General features: G+C 45.1%; 15 protein-coding genes. 13 read left to right on the forward strand and 2 right to left on the reverse strand.

Annotation, left to right across the window (positions count from 1 at the left end):
- The first annotated feature begins 18 nt into the window (after positions 1-18).
- Both tgt and yajC read left to right on the forward strand, forming a co-directional pair.
- Positions 19-1,152 carry a tRNA guanosine(34) transglycosylase Tgt gene (tgt, locus tag AC0YN6_RS10440; protein WP_475746716.1) on the forward strand — a complete coding sequence of 378 codons (1,134 nt, stop codon included), beginning with the start codon at positions 19-21 and terminating at the stop codon, positions 1,150-1,152.
- Between the two features lie 14 nt (positions 1,153-1,166).
- Positions 1,167-1,475, forward strand: coding sequence for a preprotein translocase subunit YajC (gene yajC, locus AC0YN6_RS10445; RefSeq protein WP_475746717.1), 309 nt, complete (start codon positions 1,167-1,169; stop codon positions 1,473-1,475).
- A gap of 62 nt (positions 1,476-1,537) precedes the next feature.
- Here yajC and AC0YN6_RS10450 read toward each other — a convergent pair whose 3' ends face one another.
- On the reverse strand, positions 1,538-1,933 hold the full coding sequence (locus AC0YN6_RS10450) for a TIGR04086 family membrane protein (RefSeq protein ID WP_475746718.1): 396 nt from the start codon (positions 1,931-1,933) through the stop codon (positions 1,538-1,540).
- Positions 1,934-2,193: 260 nt separating this feature from the next.
- On the opposite strand from AC0YN6_RS10450, the gene AC0YN6_RS10455 reads away from it, so the two are divergent.
- On the forward strand, positions 2,194-2,913 hold the full coding sequence (locus AC0YN6_RS10455; RefSeq protein WP_475746864.1) for a YetF domain-containing protein: 720 nt from the start codon (positions 2,194-2,196) through the stop codon (positions 2,911-2,913).
- A 51-nt stretch (positions 2,914-2,964) separates the two neighbouring features.
- Here AC0YN6_RS10455 and spoVB read toward each other — a convergent pair whose 3' ends face one another.
- On the reverse strand, positions 2,965-4,542 hold the full coding sequence (gene spoVB / locus AC0YN6_RS10460) for a stage V sporulation protein B (RefSeq protein ID WP_475746719.1): 1,578 nt from the start codon (positions 4,540-4,542) through the stop codon (positions 2,965-2,967).
- A 221-nt stretch (positions 4,543-4,763) separates the two neighbouring features.
- Between spoVB and AC0YN6_RS10465 the strand changes: the two genes are divergently transcribed.
- The 10 genes from AC0YN6_RS10465 to hisS all read left to right on the forward strand — a co-directional run bounded on the left by AC0YN6_RS10465 (position 4,764) and on the right by hisS (position 15,938).
- On the forward strand, positions 4,764-5,003 hold the full coding sequence (locus tag AC0YN6_RS10465) for a post-transcriptional regulator (RefSeq protein WP_475746720.1): 240 nt from the start codon (positions 4,764-4,766) through the stop codon (positions 5,001-5,003).
- 82 nt (positions 5,004-5,085) lie between these two features.
- Positions 5,086-6,318, forward strand: coding sequence for a protein translocase subunit SecD (gene secD, locus AC0YN6_RS10470; protein WP_475746721.1), 1,233 nt, complete (start codon positions 5,086-5,088; stop codon positions 6,316-6,318).
- The gene (gene secF, locus AC0YN6_RS10475; protein WP_475746722.1) at positions 6,308-7,222 is read left to right on the forward strand and encodes a protein translocase subunit SecF; all 915 of its coding nucleotides are present in this window, start codon (positions 6,308-6,310) and stop codon (positions 7,220-7,222) included. The genes secD and secF overlap by 11 nt, the downstream gene beginning before the upstream one ends.
- A gap of 101 nt (positions 7,223-7,323) precedes the next feature.
- On the forward strand, positions 7,324-8,241 hold the full coding sequence (locus AC0YN6_RS10480; RefSeq protein WP_475746723.1) for a cation diffusion facilitator family transporter: 918 nt from the start codon (positions 7,324-7,326) through the stop codon (positions 8,239-8,241).
- Between the two features lie 30 nt (positions 8,242-8,271).
- Positions 8,272-10,278, forward strand: a complete 2,007-nt coding sequence (gene recJ, locus AC0YN6_RS10485) for a single-stranded-DNA-specific exonuclease RecJ (RefSeq protein ID WP_475746724.1) — start codon at positions 8,272-8,274, stop codon at positions 10,276-10,278.
- A 54-nt stretch (positions 10,279-10,332) separates the two neighbouring features.
- Positions 10,333-10,860, forward strand: coding sequence for an adenine phosphoribosyltransferase (locus AC0YN6_RS10490; protein ID WP_475746725.1), 528 nt, complete (start codon positions 10,333-10,335; stop codon positions 10,858-10,860).
- A 200-nt stretch (positions 10,861-11,060) separates the two neighbouring features.
- A complete protein-coding gene (locus AC0YN6_RS10495; protein WP_475746726.1) occupies positions 11,061-13,241 on the forward strand; it encodes a RelA/SpoT family protein in 2,181 nt (726 codons plus the stop codon).
- Positions 13,242-13,295: 54 nt separating this feature from the next.
- A complete protein-coding gene (gene dtd, locus AC0YN6_RS10500) occupies positions 13,296-13,739 on the forward strand; it encodes a D-aminoacyl-tRNA deacylase (RefSeq protein WP_475746727.1) in 444 nt (147 codons plus the stop codon).
- A gap of 91 nt (positions 13,740-13,830) precedes the next feature.
- The gene (locus AC0YN6_RS10505) at positions 13,831-14,001 is read left to right on the forward strand and encodes a hypothetical protein (RefSeq protein ID WP_475746728.1); all 171 of its coding nucleotides are present in this window, start codon (positions 13,831-13,833) and stop codon (positions 13,999-14,001) included.
- Between the two features lie 674 nt (positions 14,002-14,675).
- Positions 14,676-15,938, forward strand: coding sequence for a histidine--tRNA ligase (gene hisS, locus AC0YN6_RS10510; protein WP_475746729.1), 1,263 nt, complete (start codon positions 14,676-14,678; stop codon positions 15,936-15,938).
- The last annotated feature ends 21 nt before the right edge of the window (positions 15,939-15,959 follow it).

The following is a 15,959-nucleotide window of genomic DNA, read 5'->3' on the forward strand; positions in this document are numbered from 1 at the left end:
GAATAGGAAGCGTGAATTGTGGCTGTAAAATATGAATTAATCAAACAATGTAAGCAATCCGGAGCAAGACTAGGTCGTGTACACACACCGCATGGAATTATTGAAACACCTACCTTTATGCCGGTAGGCACGCAAGCAACAGTCAAAACAATGAGTCCAGAAGAGCTTAAGGTGATGGATGCTCAAATTATTTTGAGCAATACGTATCATTTGTTCCTTAGACCTGGACATGACATCGTAAGGAACGCTGGCGGATTGCATAAGTTTATGAACTGGGATAGACCGATTCTGACGGATAGCGGCGGATTTCAGGTGTTCAGTCTAAGCGAAATGCGAAAAATTACCGAAGAAGGCGTACATTTCCGCTCTCACCTCAACGGTGACAAGAAGTTTCTTTCTCCTGAGGTAGCTATGGAAATTCAAAATGCTCTAGGCTCGGATATCATGATGGCATTCGATGAATGCCCTCCATTTCCAGCTGAGCATGATTATGTGAAGAAATCACTAGAGCGTACGACACGCTGGGCAGAGCGTTGCCTTAAAGCTCATGCAAGACCTCATGATCAAGGATTGTTCGCAATTGTTCAGGGAGGAATGTACAAGGATTTACGCATTCAAAGCGCAAATGATTTGACTTCCATGGATTTCCCGGGGTATGCTATTGGTGGACTGAGCGTAGGCGAGCCTAAGCATCTTATGTATGATGTTCTCGACTATACGGTTCCCATTTTACCGGCGAATAAACCGCGTTATCTCATGGGAGTCGGCTCACCAGATGCATTAATTGAAGGGTCTATCCGCGGAATCGATATGTTCGACTGTGTTCTGCCAACGCGAATTGCCCGTAATGGGACAACAATGACAAGCCAAGGCAGACTCGTTATTCGAAATGCGAAATACGCAGAGGATTATGGACCTTTGGATCCGGAGTGCTCATGCTATACATGCCAGAATTATTCAAGAGCTTATATCCGGCATTTAATTAAAGCGGATGAGACGTTTGGCATGAGGCTGACGACTTATCACAATTTGCATTTCTTACTACAACTCATGCGGGACGTTCGGCAAGCGATTATGGATGATCGGCTTCTTGATTTCCGTGATTCCTTCTTCACAAGCTACGGCCTGTTCGATAATGAGAAAGGGTTTTGAAAGGGGGGATTACGATGTGGTTAGCAGCAGAACCAACAGGTGCAACTGGTATTCTTAACATGGTTTGGCCGTTCATACTTATGTTTGCGGTGTTTTATTTCTTGCTTATTCGTCCGCAGCAGAAGAAACAAAAGCAACGTACGTCCATGCTTAACCAATTGAAAAAAGGCGATAAAATTTCGACAATTGGTGGTTTGCACGGTACAGTCGTTGAACTTAGTGATGATACGGTTGTACTTCGTGTAAACGATACAACAAAAATGACGTTCGAACGCAGTGCGATCAATAACATTATCAATTCTGCACCAGCAGAAAAGGAATAAGATGATTAATTAGAAACGGCTGACATGCTTGCATGTCAGCCGTTTTTTTTGATTATTAAAGATCACCTTCTCATATTTACGCCAATCATTCCGCCAAACGCTCCAGCAAGAAGGGCTGCTCCAAGAAGGAGGATACTGTGCATTGATATTGAAGCATTGGTTGCAAGGAAGCTGATAATGATGACGATTGCACCGTAAAGCAAACCAAGCAATGCGCCGTTATACCAACCTTTTCGTTCGGAGCGTCGTCCCGAGGTAAAGCCTCCAGCGAGTGCTGCAAAGCCATGAATTAGCAATGCATTACCAGGTAAGCTGCTTTCCTTCATACTTGTAAAATGCAAAAGCAGTGAGAGCAGCAAGGCACCTGCTGCCAGCCAAATGATTGAAAACAGCACTCCGGCAAGCAAAGGTGAAGCGATTAAAGGCGGTTTAGGTGCTTGTTTAACCGAGCTCATCATATTCCCCCCAGCGATATGAACGTATTACTTATCCATATGGTCAAGCTAAGCAGAATAGTACACAAACACGGGTGACAAGCACTAATTTATGTGGAGTTCATGTATCATTGCCATATATTCGTATAAACTGCAGGAGTATGATGTTGGAACACGTAGGTCAGAATACCTTTACGGTCAAAACGCAGCTGGAATCAGCTCGAATGATAAAGACGAGGAGGCGGTTTCCTTTGGAATTTTGGGGCCTGTTGATCCGGACGATAATGATTTATTTCGTCGTATTTCTGATCATGCGTTTTATGGGGAAACGAGAAATCGGTAAACTATCCGTATTCGATCTCGTTATTTCAGTCATGATTGCTGAAATTGCTGTCATAGTCATTGAAGACATGGATCGATCGATGTGGGAAGGTATTTTACCAATGGTCGTTTTGATGATTATTCAAGTAGGCAGTGCTTTTATGACGATGAAAAGCCGTAAGCTAAGACTGCTGTTTGATGGCAAACCTAGTGTGATTATTGACAAAGGCAAGTTAAATAGTGATGTTATGCGCAAGCAGCGTTATAACTTGGATGATCTAATGCTTCAGCTTAGGGAAAATAAAATTAGTGCAGTATCGGACGTTGAATTTGCTATTTTGGAAACAAGCGGCAAGCTGTCCGTCATACCACGGGAGCATTCCGATGAATCCGAAGACAAACCTCTTGATAACAATACAACAGGCCCATCTGATCAAAAACTAAAGCGATATAACCAAACCAATGTTTTTCCACCGAAATATCGATTCGAAATTTTACCTGTCCCGCTCATTATGGATGGCAAGGTACAGGATAAAAATTTAGAAAATCTAGAGAAAACGAGATTTTGGCTCAAAAATGTATTGCAGGAAAGAGGCGTCTTTGATTTTAAGGATGTATTCTTTTGTACAATTGATTATAAAGGGAAGTTGTTTATCGATACGCATGATAAAAAACCGCGATAAAGAGGGGATTATCCCTTTCTTTACCGCGGTTCTTCTATGATGTATTTCAAATTATTTAAACCAATTTCCGATTAACGGGATACGTACAATGTCATGGCGATCAATAATTTTCATAACAACCATTAGCATTAAATACACGATTACACTTGCCATGCAAGCTAGAAGTAAATTAACCCATTCGACGGACAACGGTTCATTATTCATCGTGAACCGAGCAGCCGCACCCATAATAATCATAGCTGTACCAACTTTTGCAAAGTCGAAAAATTTCATATGGAAGCCGATAAACCTCAAAACGCTGATCGCATGCAATACGGTGACGAGAACGATATTGACATTAATAGCAATTAATGCGCCATATATTCCGAAATCAGGATCCGATGCAAGCTGGACAATGAGAAAGAGCTTAACGACAGCGCCAATTAAAGTGTTGATTAATGCAGTTCCAGGCTTATTAAGCGCTTGTAGAGCTGCTTGAAGCGGCGCTTGCAAATAGATAAAAATGCCAACGGGAGCGATAAGCTGGAGCATAGGAGCTATTTCCGCATGATTATATACAATTCGGCAGATCGGATCCGCAAACAAAGCCATAATGACAACAAAAGGAGCTCCTGAAACAAGTGCAAGTCTCATCGATTGATGAAGCCTTTTGTGGATTAGAGCATTATCACCTCGAGCAGCAGCTTCGGATAAGGAAGGGACAAGGGACACGGCAAGGGAGTAAGTTAATGCAGTTGGCAGCAGCAGAAGCGGTACAATCATACCTTGCAAAGCACCGTATTGTGCAGTAGCGATGCCTGTCGTAATTCCAGCTGCTGCTAAGCTTCTAACCGTAAGGATGGATTCGAGCAAATAGGAGAAGGAACCTACCAATCGACTGCCAGTGACCGGGATCGATATGCTTAGCAATCTTCGCAGTACGGGTTCGTTTTTGACCATTTTTTGATTAGGAAGGCTGGTAACCTCTTGTTTCACGCGCGGCTTGTCGCTGTAATATTTCCAAAGCAGTACAGCAAGTCCTCCAATCTCACCGACCACAGCGCCAAGCATGGCACCAGCTGCAGCCCACTCAAGGCCATATGGAAGCAGCATATATGAAAAGGTTAACGATGCAATAATACGTAGCAACGTTTCTACAATTTGTGATACAGCAGTTGGAATCATGTTTTGTTTGCCTTGAAAATATCCCCGATAAACCGATGATATCCCTATAATAAGCAGCATGGGTGTCATCACCATAAAGGTTCGGTATACACGAGCGTCTGGCAGTACATGCTTTGTAATCCATGGTGCAAAAAGTATCATCAATGCGGTCAACAATATGCCGAGTGAAGCAACTAGCCCCATTGCCGTTCGGAAAATGTACTTTACACGAGTCGAATCGCCCTGTGACTCAGCCTCCGCGATCCATTTGGCTACTGCAAGCGGAATGCCGCCTGTAATTAGGGTGAGCATAACTGTCAAAAACGGATAGCTTAGCTGATATAGTCCGACCCCTTCAGCGCCCATAATACGTGGCAGCGCAATGCGGGTTACGAATCCGAGCAGCCTGTTAATAAGGCCTGCGGCAAGCAAAATCATTGCGCCTTTTATAAAGTTTTGCTTGGTTTGATTCGATAAGTTTGACATAATAAATTACCCTCTTCTCTATCATGAAATAACTGATCTTAACTTGTCGCAGCAATATGATGATATAGTAAGACATGTAGGTACTATCATCTTTATGCGCGGCATGTCCTATTCCATGTCAGTCATTTTAGAGAATAGCAATACAGCGGGCAGGAAAAAGGCAGTAAGATATCGAATATGTGGATTACAGCTTTATGTCAGAAGCTTTTGGGAGGCGCAGCATGGCAGACGAAGTGTTAAATCGTATGATTGAGGAGCTATGCAACAGCAAAGCGGAGGAATTCCAACTCATTGGCTACGAGCATGTAACAGGTCAAGATGTATGGGAATGCGTAAGTGAGATGTATAATAAAAAAGGGCAGCCCGAGCTGCATCAATTAGTAAACGATATTTTATCTTTAAAGGTTATGAAATTTATGAATTTCATGACGATTAGCGCATACAAAGGAACCCAATTTTAAATTGACGGTTTCTTTTTTTTTGACTCGATTTTGTCACGTCTGTATAATAGGAATATTGAGATCATAAGGAGGATTTAGTCGTATGTTCGGGAAGAGAATAATTGCCTTCCTTGCGATCGTAGTCATTATGTTTGGCGTTATCGCTTGGACAAGTCCATCGCTGGTAAAAAACGTAAGGTTAGGCCTAGATTTAAAAGGCGGATTTGAGGTTTTGTACGAAGCTACTCCCCTTGAAGGTGGAGAAGCTGTAACACCGGAATCATTGAAGGAAACGGCAAGAAGCTTAGAAAAACGGATTGACGAGCTTGGTATTGTGGAGCCGGAGATCACAACTGAAGGTTCGAACCGGATTCGTTTACGATTAGCTGGTGTCACAAATGAGAATGAAGTAAGAGACATTCTTGCAAAACCAATTAATCTGACGTTCCGCGCACCTGACGGCACGATCGAGCTTGACGGCAGCGACTTTAAGCAAAATGGCGCAGGCGTTGGCTATGATGAACTAAGTAAACCTTATATCACCATTGAGCTCAAGGATGGGAAGAAATTCGAAGAAATTACGGGACGTCTAGCAGGTCAATACTTAGCTATTTTTCTCGATGACAAAGAGTTGTCAAGACCTGCTGTACACGGAGCTATTCCAGGCGGTTCTGCTTCAATTACTGGTGAATATACGGTTGCTGAGGCGCGTGAGATGGCAGATATGATCAATCTTGGTGCGTTGCCGCTCAAACTGACTGAAAAATATACGCAAAGTGTAGGCGCAAAGTTAGGACTAGATTCGTTGAAAGAGACAGTCGAGGCCGGTATTATCGGTACGATTATTATTTTGGTATTCCTAGTCTTATTGTTCCGTATTCCAGGCGTTGTTGCTGGTATTACTGTTATTACGTATACATGGCTCTTGATCGTTGTATTTAATTTAATGAATGCGACCCTTACACTTCCAGGTATTGCAGCCTTCGTACTTGGTATCGGTATGGCGGTTGATGCGAATATCATCATGTATGAGCGGATTAAGGAAGAGATTCGAAGCGGTAAGAGTTTGCTATCATCCCTTAAAGCGGGATCGAAAAACTCATTCCGGACTATTATGGATGCGAATATTACGAATATTATTTCGAGCGCGGTATTGTACTTTATCGGTAACGGTGCAATTCGTGGTTTTGCATTAACGATGATTTTCAGTATTTTGGTTAGTATGCTGACAAACATCTTCTTGTCTCGCTTTTTAATTATGCTCATTATTAAGAGCAACCTATTTACAAAACCAAGCTACTTTGGTGTGAAGGAGGCAGAAATCCGTGAACTTTAATACAAAAATTCGTTATGACTTCATTGGGAACCGCAACAAGTTCTTTCTGTTCTCGATCACGTTAACTGTAATTGGTATATTGTCACTGTTGTTTTTTAGCATGAATTTCGGCGTTGATTTCAAGGCTGGTACGAATATGGATATTTCAGTAGGCAAGGCAGCAACCCAGCAAGAAGCGAAAGAAATTATTGCAAAAGCAGGATTTGAAGACATTACGCCAACGATTGGCGGTGCTGGAGAAGATCGAGTAACTGCTCGCTTTGACGAAGTGCTTACACAAGCCAAGATCACTGAAATCCAAGATGCTTTCAAGGCGAAGTACGGTGACCAAGTATCAGCCGAGGTTAACGTCGTTTCACCTGACATGGCGCAGGAGCTTGGGATCAAGACGATCTGGGCAGTTCTCATTGCCAGCGTAGCCATTATGATTTATGTTATGATTCGCTTCGAATGGCGCTTTGCGCTGGCAGCGAACATTGCGATATTGTACGATGCTTTTGTCGTCATAGCTATATTCTCGATATTCCGCCTGGAAGTGGACCTTCCGTTCATCGCAGCGGTGTTGACGACAATTGGTTATTCTATTAATGATAAAATCGTTATTTTTGACCGGATTCGTGAAAATCTTCGGTTTGGCCAATATAAAAACCGCGATCAGCTCGCTGAGATGGTAAATGCCAGCATCTGGCAAACGATGGCACGTAACATTTACACCGTATTAGCTGTGCTTATCGTAGCCGTATGTTTGTTCATCTTCGGAAGCGAATCAATCAAGCTATTTGCACTTGCCAAAATTATCGGTCTTACGAGCGGCGCGTACTCATCCATTTGTATCGCGAGCCCGTTGTGGCTATTGCTTAAAGGTAAACAAAAGCCGAAGGCTGTCGTTAAAAAAACAGCTTAATTTTGTAGATTAACATGCTAACGAAGAGGTTTTGCATTCGCAAAACCTAAGAACATGCTTACGAAGTGGTTTTGCATTCGCAAAACCTTTAGGAGGTACAAATGTCAACCACACAGCGATATGCAAAAGCGGAGTCCGCAAGCTGGACCGGCTTATGGGGAAACATGCTGCTGGCTCTATTGAAAGGCGTGGTAGGTTGGTTGTCAGGAAGCAAGGCGCTGCTCGCGGATGCATTTCGAACAGGAGCTGATGTAGCCGCAGGAGCAGCTGCTCTTTCAGGACTGAGGGCAAGCCGGCAGCGCAAAATGGCAAATTCGGTTACCAAAGCGGCGCCTGTAGACATAAAAGCAGAGACGGCGACAACGATATTGTTGTCTGTCGTCCTGCTTATTATTGGGCTCGAAATTGGCATATCCGCCATTAGAGATCTTTCAGAGGGTGTAACGAGTGCACCGCATTGGAGCGCGGCAGTCGTAATTGTGCTGGCTTTAATTGTACAGCAATTATTTTTTCCATCGAAAGATCGAATGACTGGACTATATTGCTCTATTGCTGCTTTAGTGGGTGTAAGTGGAGCGATTGTTGGGAAAATGTTAAATATTCCGGTGCTCTACTATTTTGATCCAGCAGCAGCGATCGTTATTGCAGTTATAGTTGTTGTTAATGGCTACAGAATGGCTACTGTCTTCATCCGTAAAGAAGAGAATGGAAAGACTTCAGAAGAAAACCCTGATGAGCTGATGCAGCTTATTCAGCGTGTTGATGGAGTCATTACCGTTCAAACCTTGAGGGCGAAAGAGCATGGGCACTATGTCATAGCAGAAATGGTCATTAGCGTTAATCCGCGCATTTCGGTTCTTGAGGGTCAAGAGATTGCCAAAAGGGTAAAGCAGCTCGTTATGAAACGTTTTATACATGTTACGGATGTTTCGATCTACGTTGAGCCTTATGATCCTGGTTATCCTTATAAGTCTAATCATGATCCGAATCAGGAGCAGATGCCGACACTGCTGCAATAAACAGCAAACAGCAGGAGAGGAGCAAGCAGCATGATTCAAAGGAAGACAAGGTGGGCCGTAGCGCCATGGTCTGTTACCGATGAAGATAAAGCGAAGAAATTAGCATCGAATCTGAACATACCGCCGCTTGTAGCGAGGCTTCTCGTTCAGCGCGGTTTTGCCGAAACAGATGCAGCTGAACGTTTTTTACGAGGCGGGGCGGAACATTTTCATGATCCGTATTTATTACTCGGAATGGAGGCAGCTGTTGAAAGAATTAGACAAGCTGCTTCCAGCAATGAGAAGATTCGGATTTATGGTGATTATGATGCTGACGGAGTATCAAGTACTTCATTGTTAGTACATTTATTTCGCTCTTTAAACTATAACTTTGACTATTACATCCCGCATCGGGCTTTGGAAGGCTACGGATTGAACAATAAAGCGATTGAGCTTGCTGCTGAAGAAGGTGTTCGGTTAATCGTAACCGTTGATACAGGTATTAGCGCAGTTCAAGAAATTGATTATGCAAAGCAGCTTGGTATCGACGTTGTCGTAACCGATCATCACGAGCCGCCAGAGCGAATTCCAAATGCTTGTGCAGTTGTGAATCCGAAGCAGGAGGGCTGTGGCTATCCTTTCAAAGGACTTGCAGGTGTAGGCGTGGCATTTAAGCTGGCACATGCGCTCTTAGAGCGCCCGCCGCTTGAATGGGCTGATATTGTAAGTTTAGGGACAGTTGCTGATTTAATGCCGCTTAAGGACGAGAATCGTATTTTTGTGCGCTGTGGTTTGGAGAGATTACGCAGTCATGCTGGTGTAGGATTCCGAGCATTAGCGGAGGCTGGCGGCATTGAGCTTGAGAGTATTACAGCGACAGGCATTGCTTTTGGGATGGCACCTCGCATTAATGCTGCCGGCAGGCTCGATCATGCGAAGCGTGCGGTCGAACTGCTGACAACCGAGGATTATGATAATGCGATCTTGACTGCTATCGGACTGGACAGCTTAAACAAAGAACGGCAGCGCGTGGTGGAGAATATCGTGAAGGAAGCTGAGCTGCAGTGGCAGACTAAACGTGCTGAGGCTGAAGCTGCTGGTTTACAATCACCGCCAGTTATCGTGCTTGCCGGTGAAGGCTGGAACGTCGGCGTTATCGGCATCGTTGCTTCAAAGCTGCTAGAGAGAAATTATAAGCCGGTTATCATTCTTGGAATTGATGAGCAGACCGGGATGTGTAAAGGCTCTGCGCGCTCTATAGAAGGCTTTGACCTGCATGCGGCACTTACAGCTTGCGATGAGCTGCTCGATCATTACGGAGGTCACCAGGCCGCAGCAGGCATGAGCCTGCATCGTGATCGATTGTCTGAATTTGAGCAGAGACTTGGTGTGCTGGCTGCTGAATGGTTGAGCGCTGACGATTGGATTCCGAAAACCTCCGTTGATCTCGTATGCTCAATAAACGAGGCCACCCTTGAAACGATTACTGAGCTCTCACAGCTTGAGCCGTTTGGGATGGGGAACCCTTCGCCAAGACTGCTATTCCAGAAAACGGAGCTTGCAGATCGGCGTACGATAGGTAAAGAATCTAGACATCTGAAGCTGTCATTAGGCAGCGGTCGTCGTTTATTAGACGGAATTGGCTTTAGCATGGGTATGCTGGCTGAAGGATTGAAGCCCGGCAGTAAAATTGATGTCGTCGGCGAACTATCTGTTAATGAGTGGAACGGGCAGCGCAAGCCGCAGCTGCAGCTTCACGATGTGCATTTTGATCCTGCCGCTGCTGAATTTCCAGAGCGCGAGCAATTCGGCAAAGTGTACCAGCAGCTCAAAAAGCTAGGTCAGGCTCCACTGCAAGGATTAAATGCTCGCTTGTCTAAGCAAAGCGGTTTATCTTTAGAGACAGTTGAATTGATGCTGGACGTATTCGAGGAGCTGCAGTTTATTGAATGCCGCGATGGCCTGATGCAAGCGGCAGCATCTCCCGAGAAACGGGATCTAGCAACATCTGAACGTTATCGCACTGCGAAAACACAATTTGAAGCATCACAAACTTAGATTATTAGTGAAGTATTAAAACGAATAGTTTGAAATGGAAAGGGTTGACCACTCGTGTCTAACACACAATACAACTTCAAAGATTACATCCGAGTAATTCCTGATTTCCCGCAACCAGGTATCCGTTTCAAAGATATTACAACGCTTCTGAAAGACGGACCAGCTTATCGTGCTGCAATTGAAGAGATGCGTGCTGCGGTTCAGCATATGAAAATCGATGTGATTGCAGGACCAGAAGCTCGCGGATTCGTAGTAGGTGCTCCGTTAGCGTTGGCACTAGGCGTTGGGTTTGCTCCGATTCGCAAGAGCGGCAAGCTCCCTGGCGAGACGATTACTGCAAGCTATGACCTGGAGTACGGACAAGATCAGCTTGCGATGCACAAGGATGCAATTTCTCCAGGACAACGAGTACTGATTGCCGATGATTTACTAGCAACAGGCGGGACAATCGCAACTTCCATCAATTTAATCCGTCAACTCGGCGGGGAAGTAGTTGGAGCAGCTTTTCTAATTGAGCTTTCTTACTTAACAGGTCGTACGAAGCTTGATGGAATTGACGTATTCTCACTAATGTCTTACTAATAATTTGAGCCATACGATTACTATATAAATTGACCGCCTATCCCCTTTATCGCATTTTGCGAGAAGGCAAGGCGGTTTTATTTTATTGTTCGACGTCAGTTGTAGTTGACGCGGTACCGTGATTACAGGCATAATATTATAAAAACTCGGAAAACGCATGAATGGGATCCGCCAGGAGTGTAATCAGAAAGGGACGTATCATGGGCATTGAGCATTTACTCGAGAAGGCATCCGCCTATATGAAGGAGCAGGACCTGATACGCATCCAGGAAGCCTATGAATTTGCGGAACAAGCTCATCACGGACAAGTACGGAAATCGGGAGAGCCATATATTCTGCACCCCGTAGCGGTGGCGGATATTCTTGTTGATATGCAAATGGACGTGCTGTCGATTATTGCAGCATTGCTTCATGATGTCGTTGAGGATACGACTGTTGATTTGCAGACGGTTCGCGCGAAATTTGGCGAAACTTGTGCAATGCTCGTAGACGGTCTGACGAAGCTCGAAAAGATTCAATTTCGCTCTAAAGAAGAGCAGCAGAACGAAAACTATCGTAAAATGTTTGTCGCTATGGCACAGGACATTCGTGTCATACTCATAAAATTAGCTGACCGATTGCATAACATGCGTACGCTTAAGTTCCAATCCGAAGAAGCACAGCGGCGTATCGCATATGAGACGTTGGAAATATTTTGCCCGATTGCTCATCGCTTAGGTATTTCAGCTATCAAATGGGAAATGGAAGATATCGCGCTTCGCTATTTGAACCCGCAGCAATATTACCGTATCGCCAATCTCATGAAGAAGAAGCGTGCGGAACGCGAGCAGTTTATTGAGGACGTCATCTCCCGAATAACGGAGAAGCTTGAAGAAATGGGCATTGAAGGTGATATATCCGGCCGTCCGAAACATTTGTACAGCATTTACAAAAAAATGACCGATCGCAATAAGCAGTTTACTGAAATCTATGATTTGCTGGCTATTCGCATTATCGTAGACAACATTAAAGACTGTTATGCTACGCTCGGTATTATTCATACCCTCTGGAAACCGATGCCAGGCCGCTTTAAGGACTATATCGCAATGCCGAAGGCGAACATGTATCAATCGCTGCATACGACGGTTATAGGACCAAATGGAGAGCCTACGGAGGTGCAGATACGCACATGGGAAATGCACCGTACCTCGGAATACGGTATCGCAGCGCATTGGGCTTATAAAGAAGGCTCGCTCGTACCAGGCGGCAACTTTGAAGACAAAATGTCTTGGTTCCGCGAAATATTGGAGCTGCAGCATGAAGCACGCGATGCATCGGAGTTTATGGAGTCGCTCAAAATGGACTTTTTTTCCGATCTCGTATTTGTGTTTACGCCTAGCGGGGAAGTTATTGAACTGCCTGCTGGTTCAGTACCGCTTGATTTTGCTTATCGGATTCATACAGAGGTCGGCAATCGGACGATTGGCGCGAAGCTGAACGGTCGAATTGTTCCGCTTGACCATAAGCTGAAAACAGGGGATATTGTTGAAATTTTAACGTCAAAGCATTCGTATGGACCTAGTCAGGATTGGGTGAAGATCGCTCAGTCCTCACATGCTAGAAGCAAAATTCGACAATGGTTTAAGAAAGAGCGGCGCGAGGAGAATGTAGCGAAGGGCAAGGATCTGCTTGAGCGAGAGCTGAAGCGATTAGGGCTGGAGCCTTCCGCGTGGCAGCAAGAAGATAAGCTGCAGGAGGCTGCTGCCAAATTCGCATTTAACGACATTGAGGATATGATGTCCGCGATCGGGTTTGGCGGTATTACCGCAGCTCAAATTTGTACAAAGCTTACCGAGAAGATGCGCAGAGAGGCAGAGCTAGCGAGCCAGATTGAACTTACGAACGAAATCAAAGAGATCAAGTCGCCGGGCAATCGCAAATCTCGTCCGAATCAAGGCGTGACTGTGAAGGGCATCGACAATTTGCTTGTTCGCTTTGCACGCTGCTGCAATCCTGTACCAGGAGATGCGATCATCGGATACATTACACGTGGACGCGGTGTTTCTGTCCATCGGATGGATTGTCTGAACATTCCATATGGCGATCAGGGTGAAGAAGGCGAACGTGTCATTGAGGTTGAGTGGGAAGAAAACATAGATGCGAATTACAGTGTGGATATTGAAATAACCGGTCATGATCGCAGAGGGCTTCTGAATGAAGTGCTGCAGGCCGTTTCAGAAAGCAAAACGAATATTTCAGCTGTAACCGGACGCTCTGTAAAAAACAAAATGTCGCATATTCATATGACGGTTCTTATCCGCAATGTGGAGCACCTTACGTCGGTTGTTGAGAAAATAAAACGGATTCAGGACATCTACTCTGTCCAGCGGATTATGCAATAATCGGTTGGTGATTGCGGGATGCAGCATGAAGTAGAGTATGGAGGTTTTTAGGCAGTGAAGGTTGTCGTTCAACGGAGTAAGCAGGCAAAGGTAGTCATAGATGGTGAAACAGTTGGTTCGATCGATTCGGGGCTCGTACTTTTGGTTGGCATGACCCATGAGGATACGGAAGCGGATATCAAATGGATGGCGGATAAGGTAGCTAACCTGCGTATATTTGAGGATGAAACAGGCAAAATGAATCATTCTATTACGGATATCGGCGGCCAACTGCTCTCTGTCTCCCAGTTTACGTTATACGGAGACTGCCGGAAGGGCAGACGGCCAAATTTCATGGCAGCAGCTAAACCCGAGCAGGCAGAGCAGCTATACGATCTGTTTAATGAGAATCTGCGTTCTTTAGGTTTAACTGTGGAAACGGGTCGCTTCGGTGCAATGATGGAAGTGGAGTTCACCAATTCAGGCCCTGTAACGTTAATTTTGGAGAGTAGTACTTAATAAGGCAAACACGGGAAACAATATAGTGTAGGCTGTACAGCAGCTATTGCAGCTTGTACAAGCAGTATGCCATATTGGAGGAAATCCGCGAATGCATCAATCACGCAAAGAACAGGGAATCGAACGAGCATCTCGCAGGCTGCTTCATCCTGATCGAAGAGAAGCTAAAATTTTTGCTGAGCTAGAGGAAGATATGGAAGCGGCGGAGGAATGGGCGGGCTTCCCGCAGCACCCGCGCCGTGATCATTCGGGTCAACTATAGCAGTAAATGGACGACCGCCTTGGCTTCTAGCTCGGGCGGTCATCCAATTATTACACTATTTAGCTGAAGAAGCGCTCCTTTTGGAAAACTTCGTTAAAACGCTTTCTAAATTGTAATATTACTGTAATCAATCTCTAACTTTTTTTTAATATCATTAACCTATAATAGAACTCGACCCCCTTTTTAAAATATATTTTACTTTTGGACCTGCAAACACGTTTTGTAGGTTTTTTTCTGCCCATTTTCTGTTGAGGGACAGCTGTGAGAGCAGATCGATCTTGACTTTAAGCAGGGTGAGAGGTAAAATTAGTTCTCAGTATAGATATGGATTCATTGATGGGACAAAGTAATTCTTCACTTTATATCCAGAGAGGGACGTCAATTGGCTGCAAGCGTCCTTATATCGGTAGAATGAACAGACTTCCCGGAGAACAGACAGTGAACAACTGAAGGAAGCAAGCATTAAACTTGCGGCTGACACGGAGTAGCTGGACTGCGGATGACGGACGTTAACCGTCTTTGAGCGAGCTGTTGCATAGGATGCAGGCTCGGAATGTGGGTGGTACCACGGGAGATTCACTCTCGTCCCTTATGGCGCAAGCTATTAGGAACGGGAGTTTTTTGCGTTTACCGAAATTTGACCCGTTTATTATGGAGCTAGGAGGGGTTATTCAATGGCATTTCAGAAAATGCCGGGCACACAGGATATTTTGCCTGGCGCAGTAGAGAGATGGCAGTATGTGGAGCAGAAGGCGCGGGATATTTGTCAACGTTATAATTTTCGGGAAATTAGAACGCCGATCTTTGAATCCACGGAGCTATTCCAGCGTGGTGTCGGTGAGACGACCGATATTGTCGAGAAAGAAATGTATACCTTCACAGACCGCGGCAATCGCAGTCTGACGCTGCGTCCAGAAGGGACTGCTGGCGTTGTAAGATCCTATGTGGAGAACAAGCTGTACGGCGAGCCAGACGTGTCTAAGCTTTATTATATCGGACCTATGTTTCGATATGAGCGGCCGCAGGCAGGACGTTATCGCCAATTGCATCAATTTGGCGTCGAGGCGCTCGGCTCAGTCGATCCTGCAATTGATGCAGAAGTCATTGCACTCGGCTATACCTTTTATACGGAGGTTGGTCTAAAGGGTGTACGAGTTGAAATCAATTCTGTTGGTACTCCCGCTGTTCGTGCTGTGTTCCGTGAGCGCCTGCTCGCTTTTCTAGAGCCGAAGCGTGAATTGCTTTGCAAGGACTGTCAATCACGAATTGACCGCAATCCGCTGCGTGTACTTGATTGTAAGGTAGATCAAGAGCATTTTGCCGAAGCGCCGTCAATTCTGGATAGCTTGGATGAAGAATGCCAAATTCACTTTGATAAAGTTAAAATGTATTTGAGTGATATGGGCATTCCTTATGAGATTAATCATCGTTTGGTTCGCGGGCTCGATTACTATACCCACACAGCCTTTGAATATAAGGCTGAAGGCATTGGTACAATCGATACTGTCGGCGGAGGCGGCCGCTATAACGGTCTTGTATCGGAGATCGGCGGTCCTGACCAGCCAGGTGTTGGCCTTGGTCTTGGACTTGAAAGAACGATATTGCTGCTTCAGCATCAAGAAACGGAACTGCCGGTATTTAATCAAATCGATGTTTACGTGGTTGCGCTTGGCGAAGCTGCGGAGCGCGAGGTGACTAAGCTGGTTTACCAGCTAAGACAGCATGGAATCCGTGCTGAGCGCGATTATCTTGGCCGTAAGATGAAAGCTCAAATGAAGTCGGCAGATCGGCTGCAAGCGCGTTATACCGCTATACTTGGCGATGATGAGCTGGAGCGCGGCGAAATCTCCTTGAAGGACATGACTAAAGGTGAGCAGCGTGTTGTTGCTTTGGATAAGCTGGCTGATGAAATTAGCAGTTCATTATCAACACAATAATAAATCTAACTAAACGAGGAG

This window comes from Paenibacillus sp. J22P15 (assembly GCF_056269345.1).

What these genes read in the sequence shown, in the direction of transcription:
- secD (WP_475746721.1), top strand. Translation starts at nt 5,086, where the DNA reads ATGTTCGGGAAGAGAATAATTGCCTTCCTTGCGATCGTAGTCATTATG.
- AC0YN6_RS10505 (WP_475746728.1), top strand. Translation starts at nt 13,831, where the DNA reads ATGCATCAATCACGCAAAGAACAGGGAATCGAACGAGCATCTCGCAGG.
- AC0YN6_RS10450 (WP_475746718.1), bottom strand. Translation starts at nt 1,933, where the DNA reads ATGATGAGCTCGGTTAAACAAGCACCTAAACCGCCTTTAATCGCTTCA.
- AC0YN6_RS10465 (WP_475746720.1), top strand. Translation starts at nt 4,764, where the DNA reads ATGGCAGACGAAGTGTTAAATCGTATGATTGAGGAGCTATGCAACAGC.
- hisS (WP_475746729.1), top strand. Translation starts at nt 14,676, where the DNA reads ATGGCATTTCAGAAAATGCCGGGCACACAGGATATTTTGCCTGGCGCA.
- spoVB (WP_475746719.1), bottom strand. Translation starts at nt 4,542, where the DNA reads ATGTCAAACTTATCGAATCAAACCAAGCAAAACTTTATAAAAGGCGCA.
- AC0YN6_RS10495 (WP_475746726.1), top strand. Translation starts at nt 11,061, where the DNA reads ATGGGCATTGAGCATTTACTCGAGAAGGCATCCGCCTATATGAAGGAG.
- AC0YN6_RS10455 (WP_475746864.1), top strand. Translation starts at nt 2,194, where the DNA reads ATGATTTATTTCGTCGTATTTCTGATCATGCGTTTTATGGGGAAACGA.
- AC0YN6_RS10480 (WP_475746723.1), top strand. Translation starts at nt 7,324, where the DNA reads ATGTCAACCACACAGCGATATGCAAAAGCGGAGTCCGCAAGCTGGACC.
- recJ (WP_475746724.1), top strand. Translation starts at nt 8,272, where the DNA reads ATGATTCAAAGGAAGACAAGGTGGGCCGTAGCGCCATGGTCTGTTACC.
- yajC (WP_475746717.1), top strand. Translation starts at nt 1,167, where the DNA reads ATGTGGTTAGCAGCAGAACCAACAGGTGCAACTGGTATTCTTAACATG.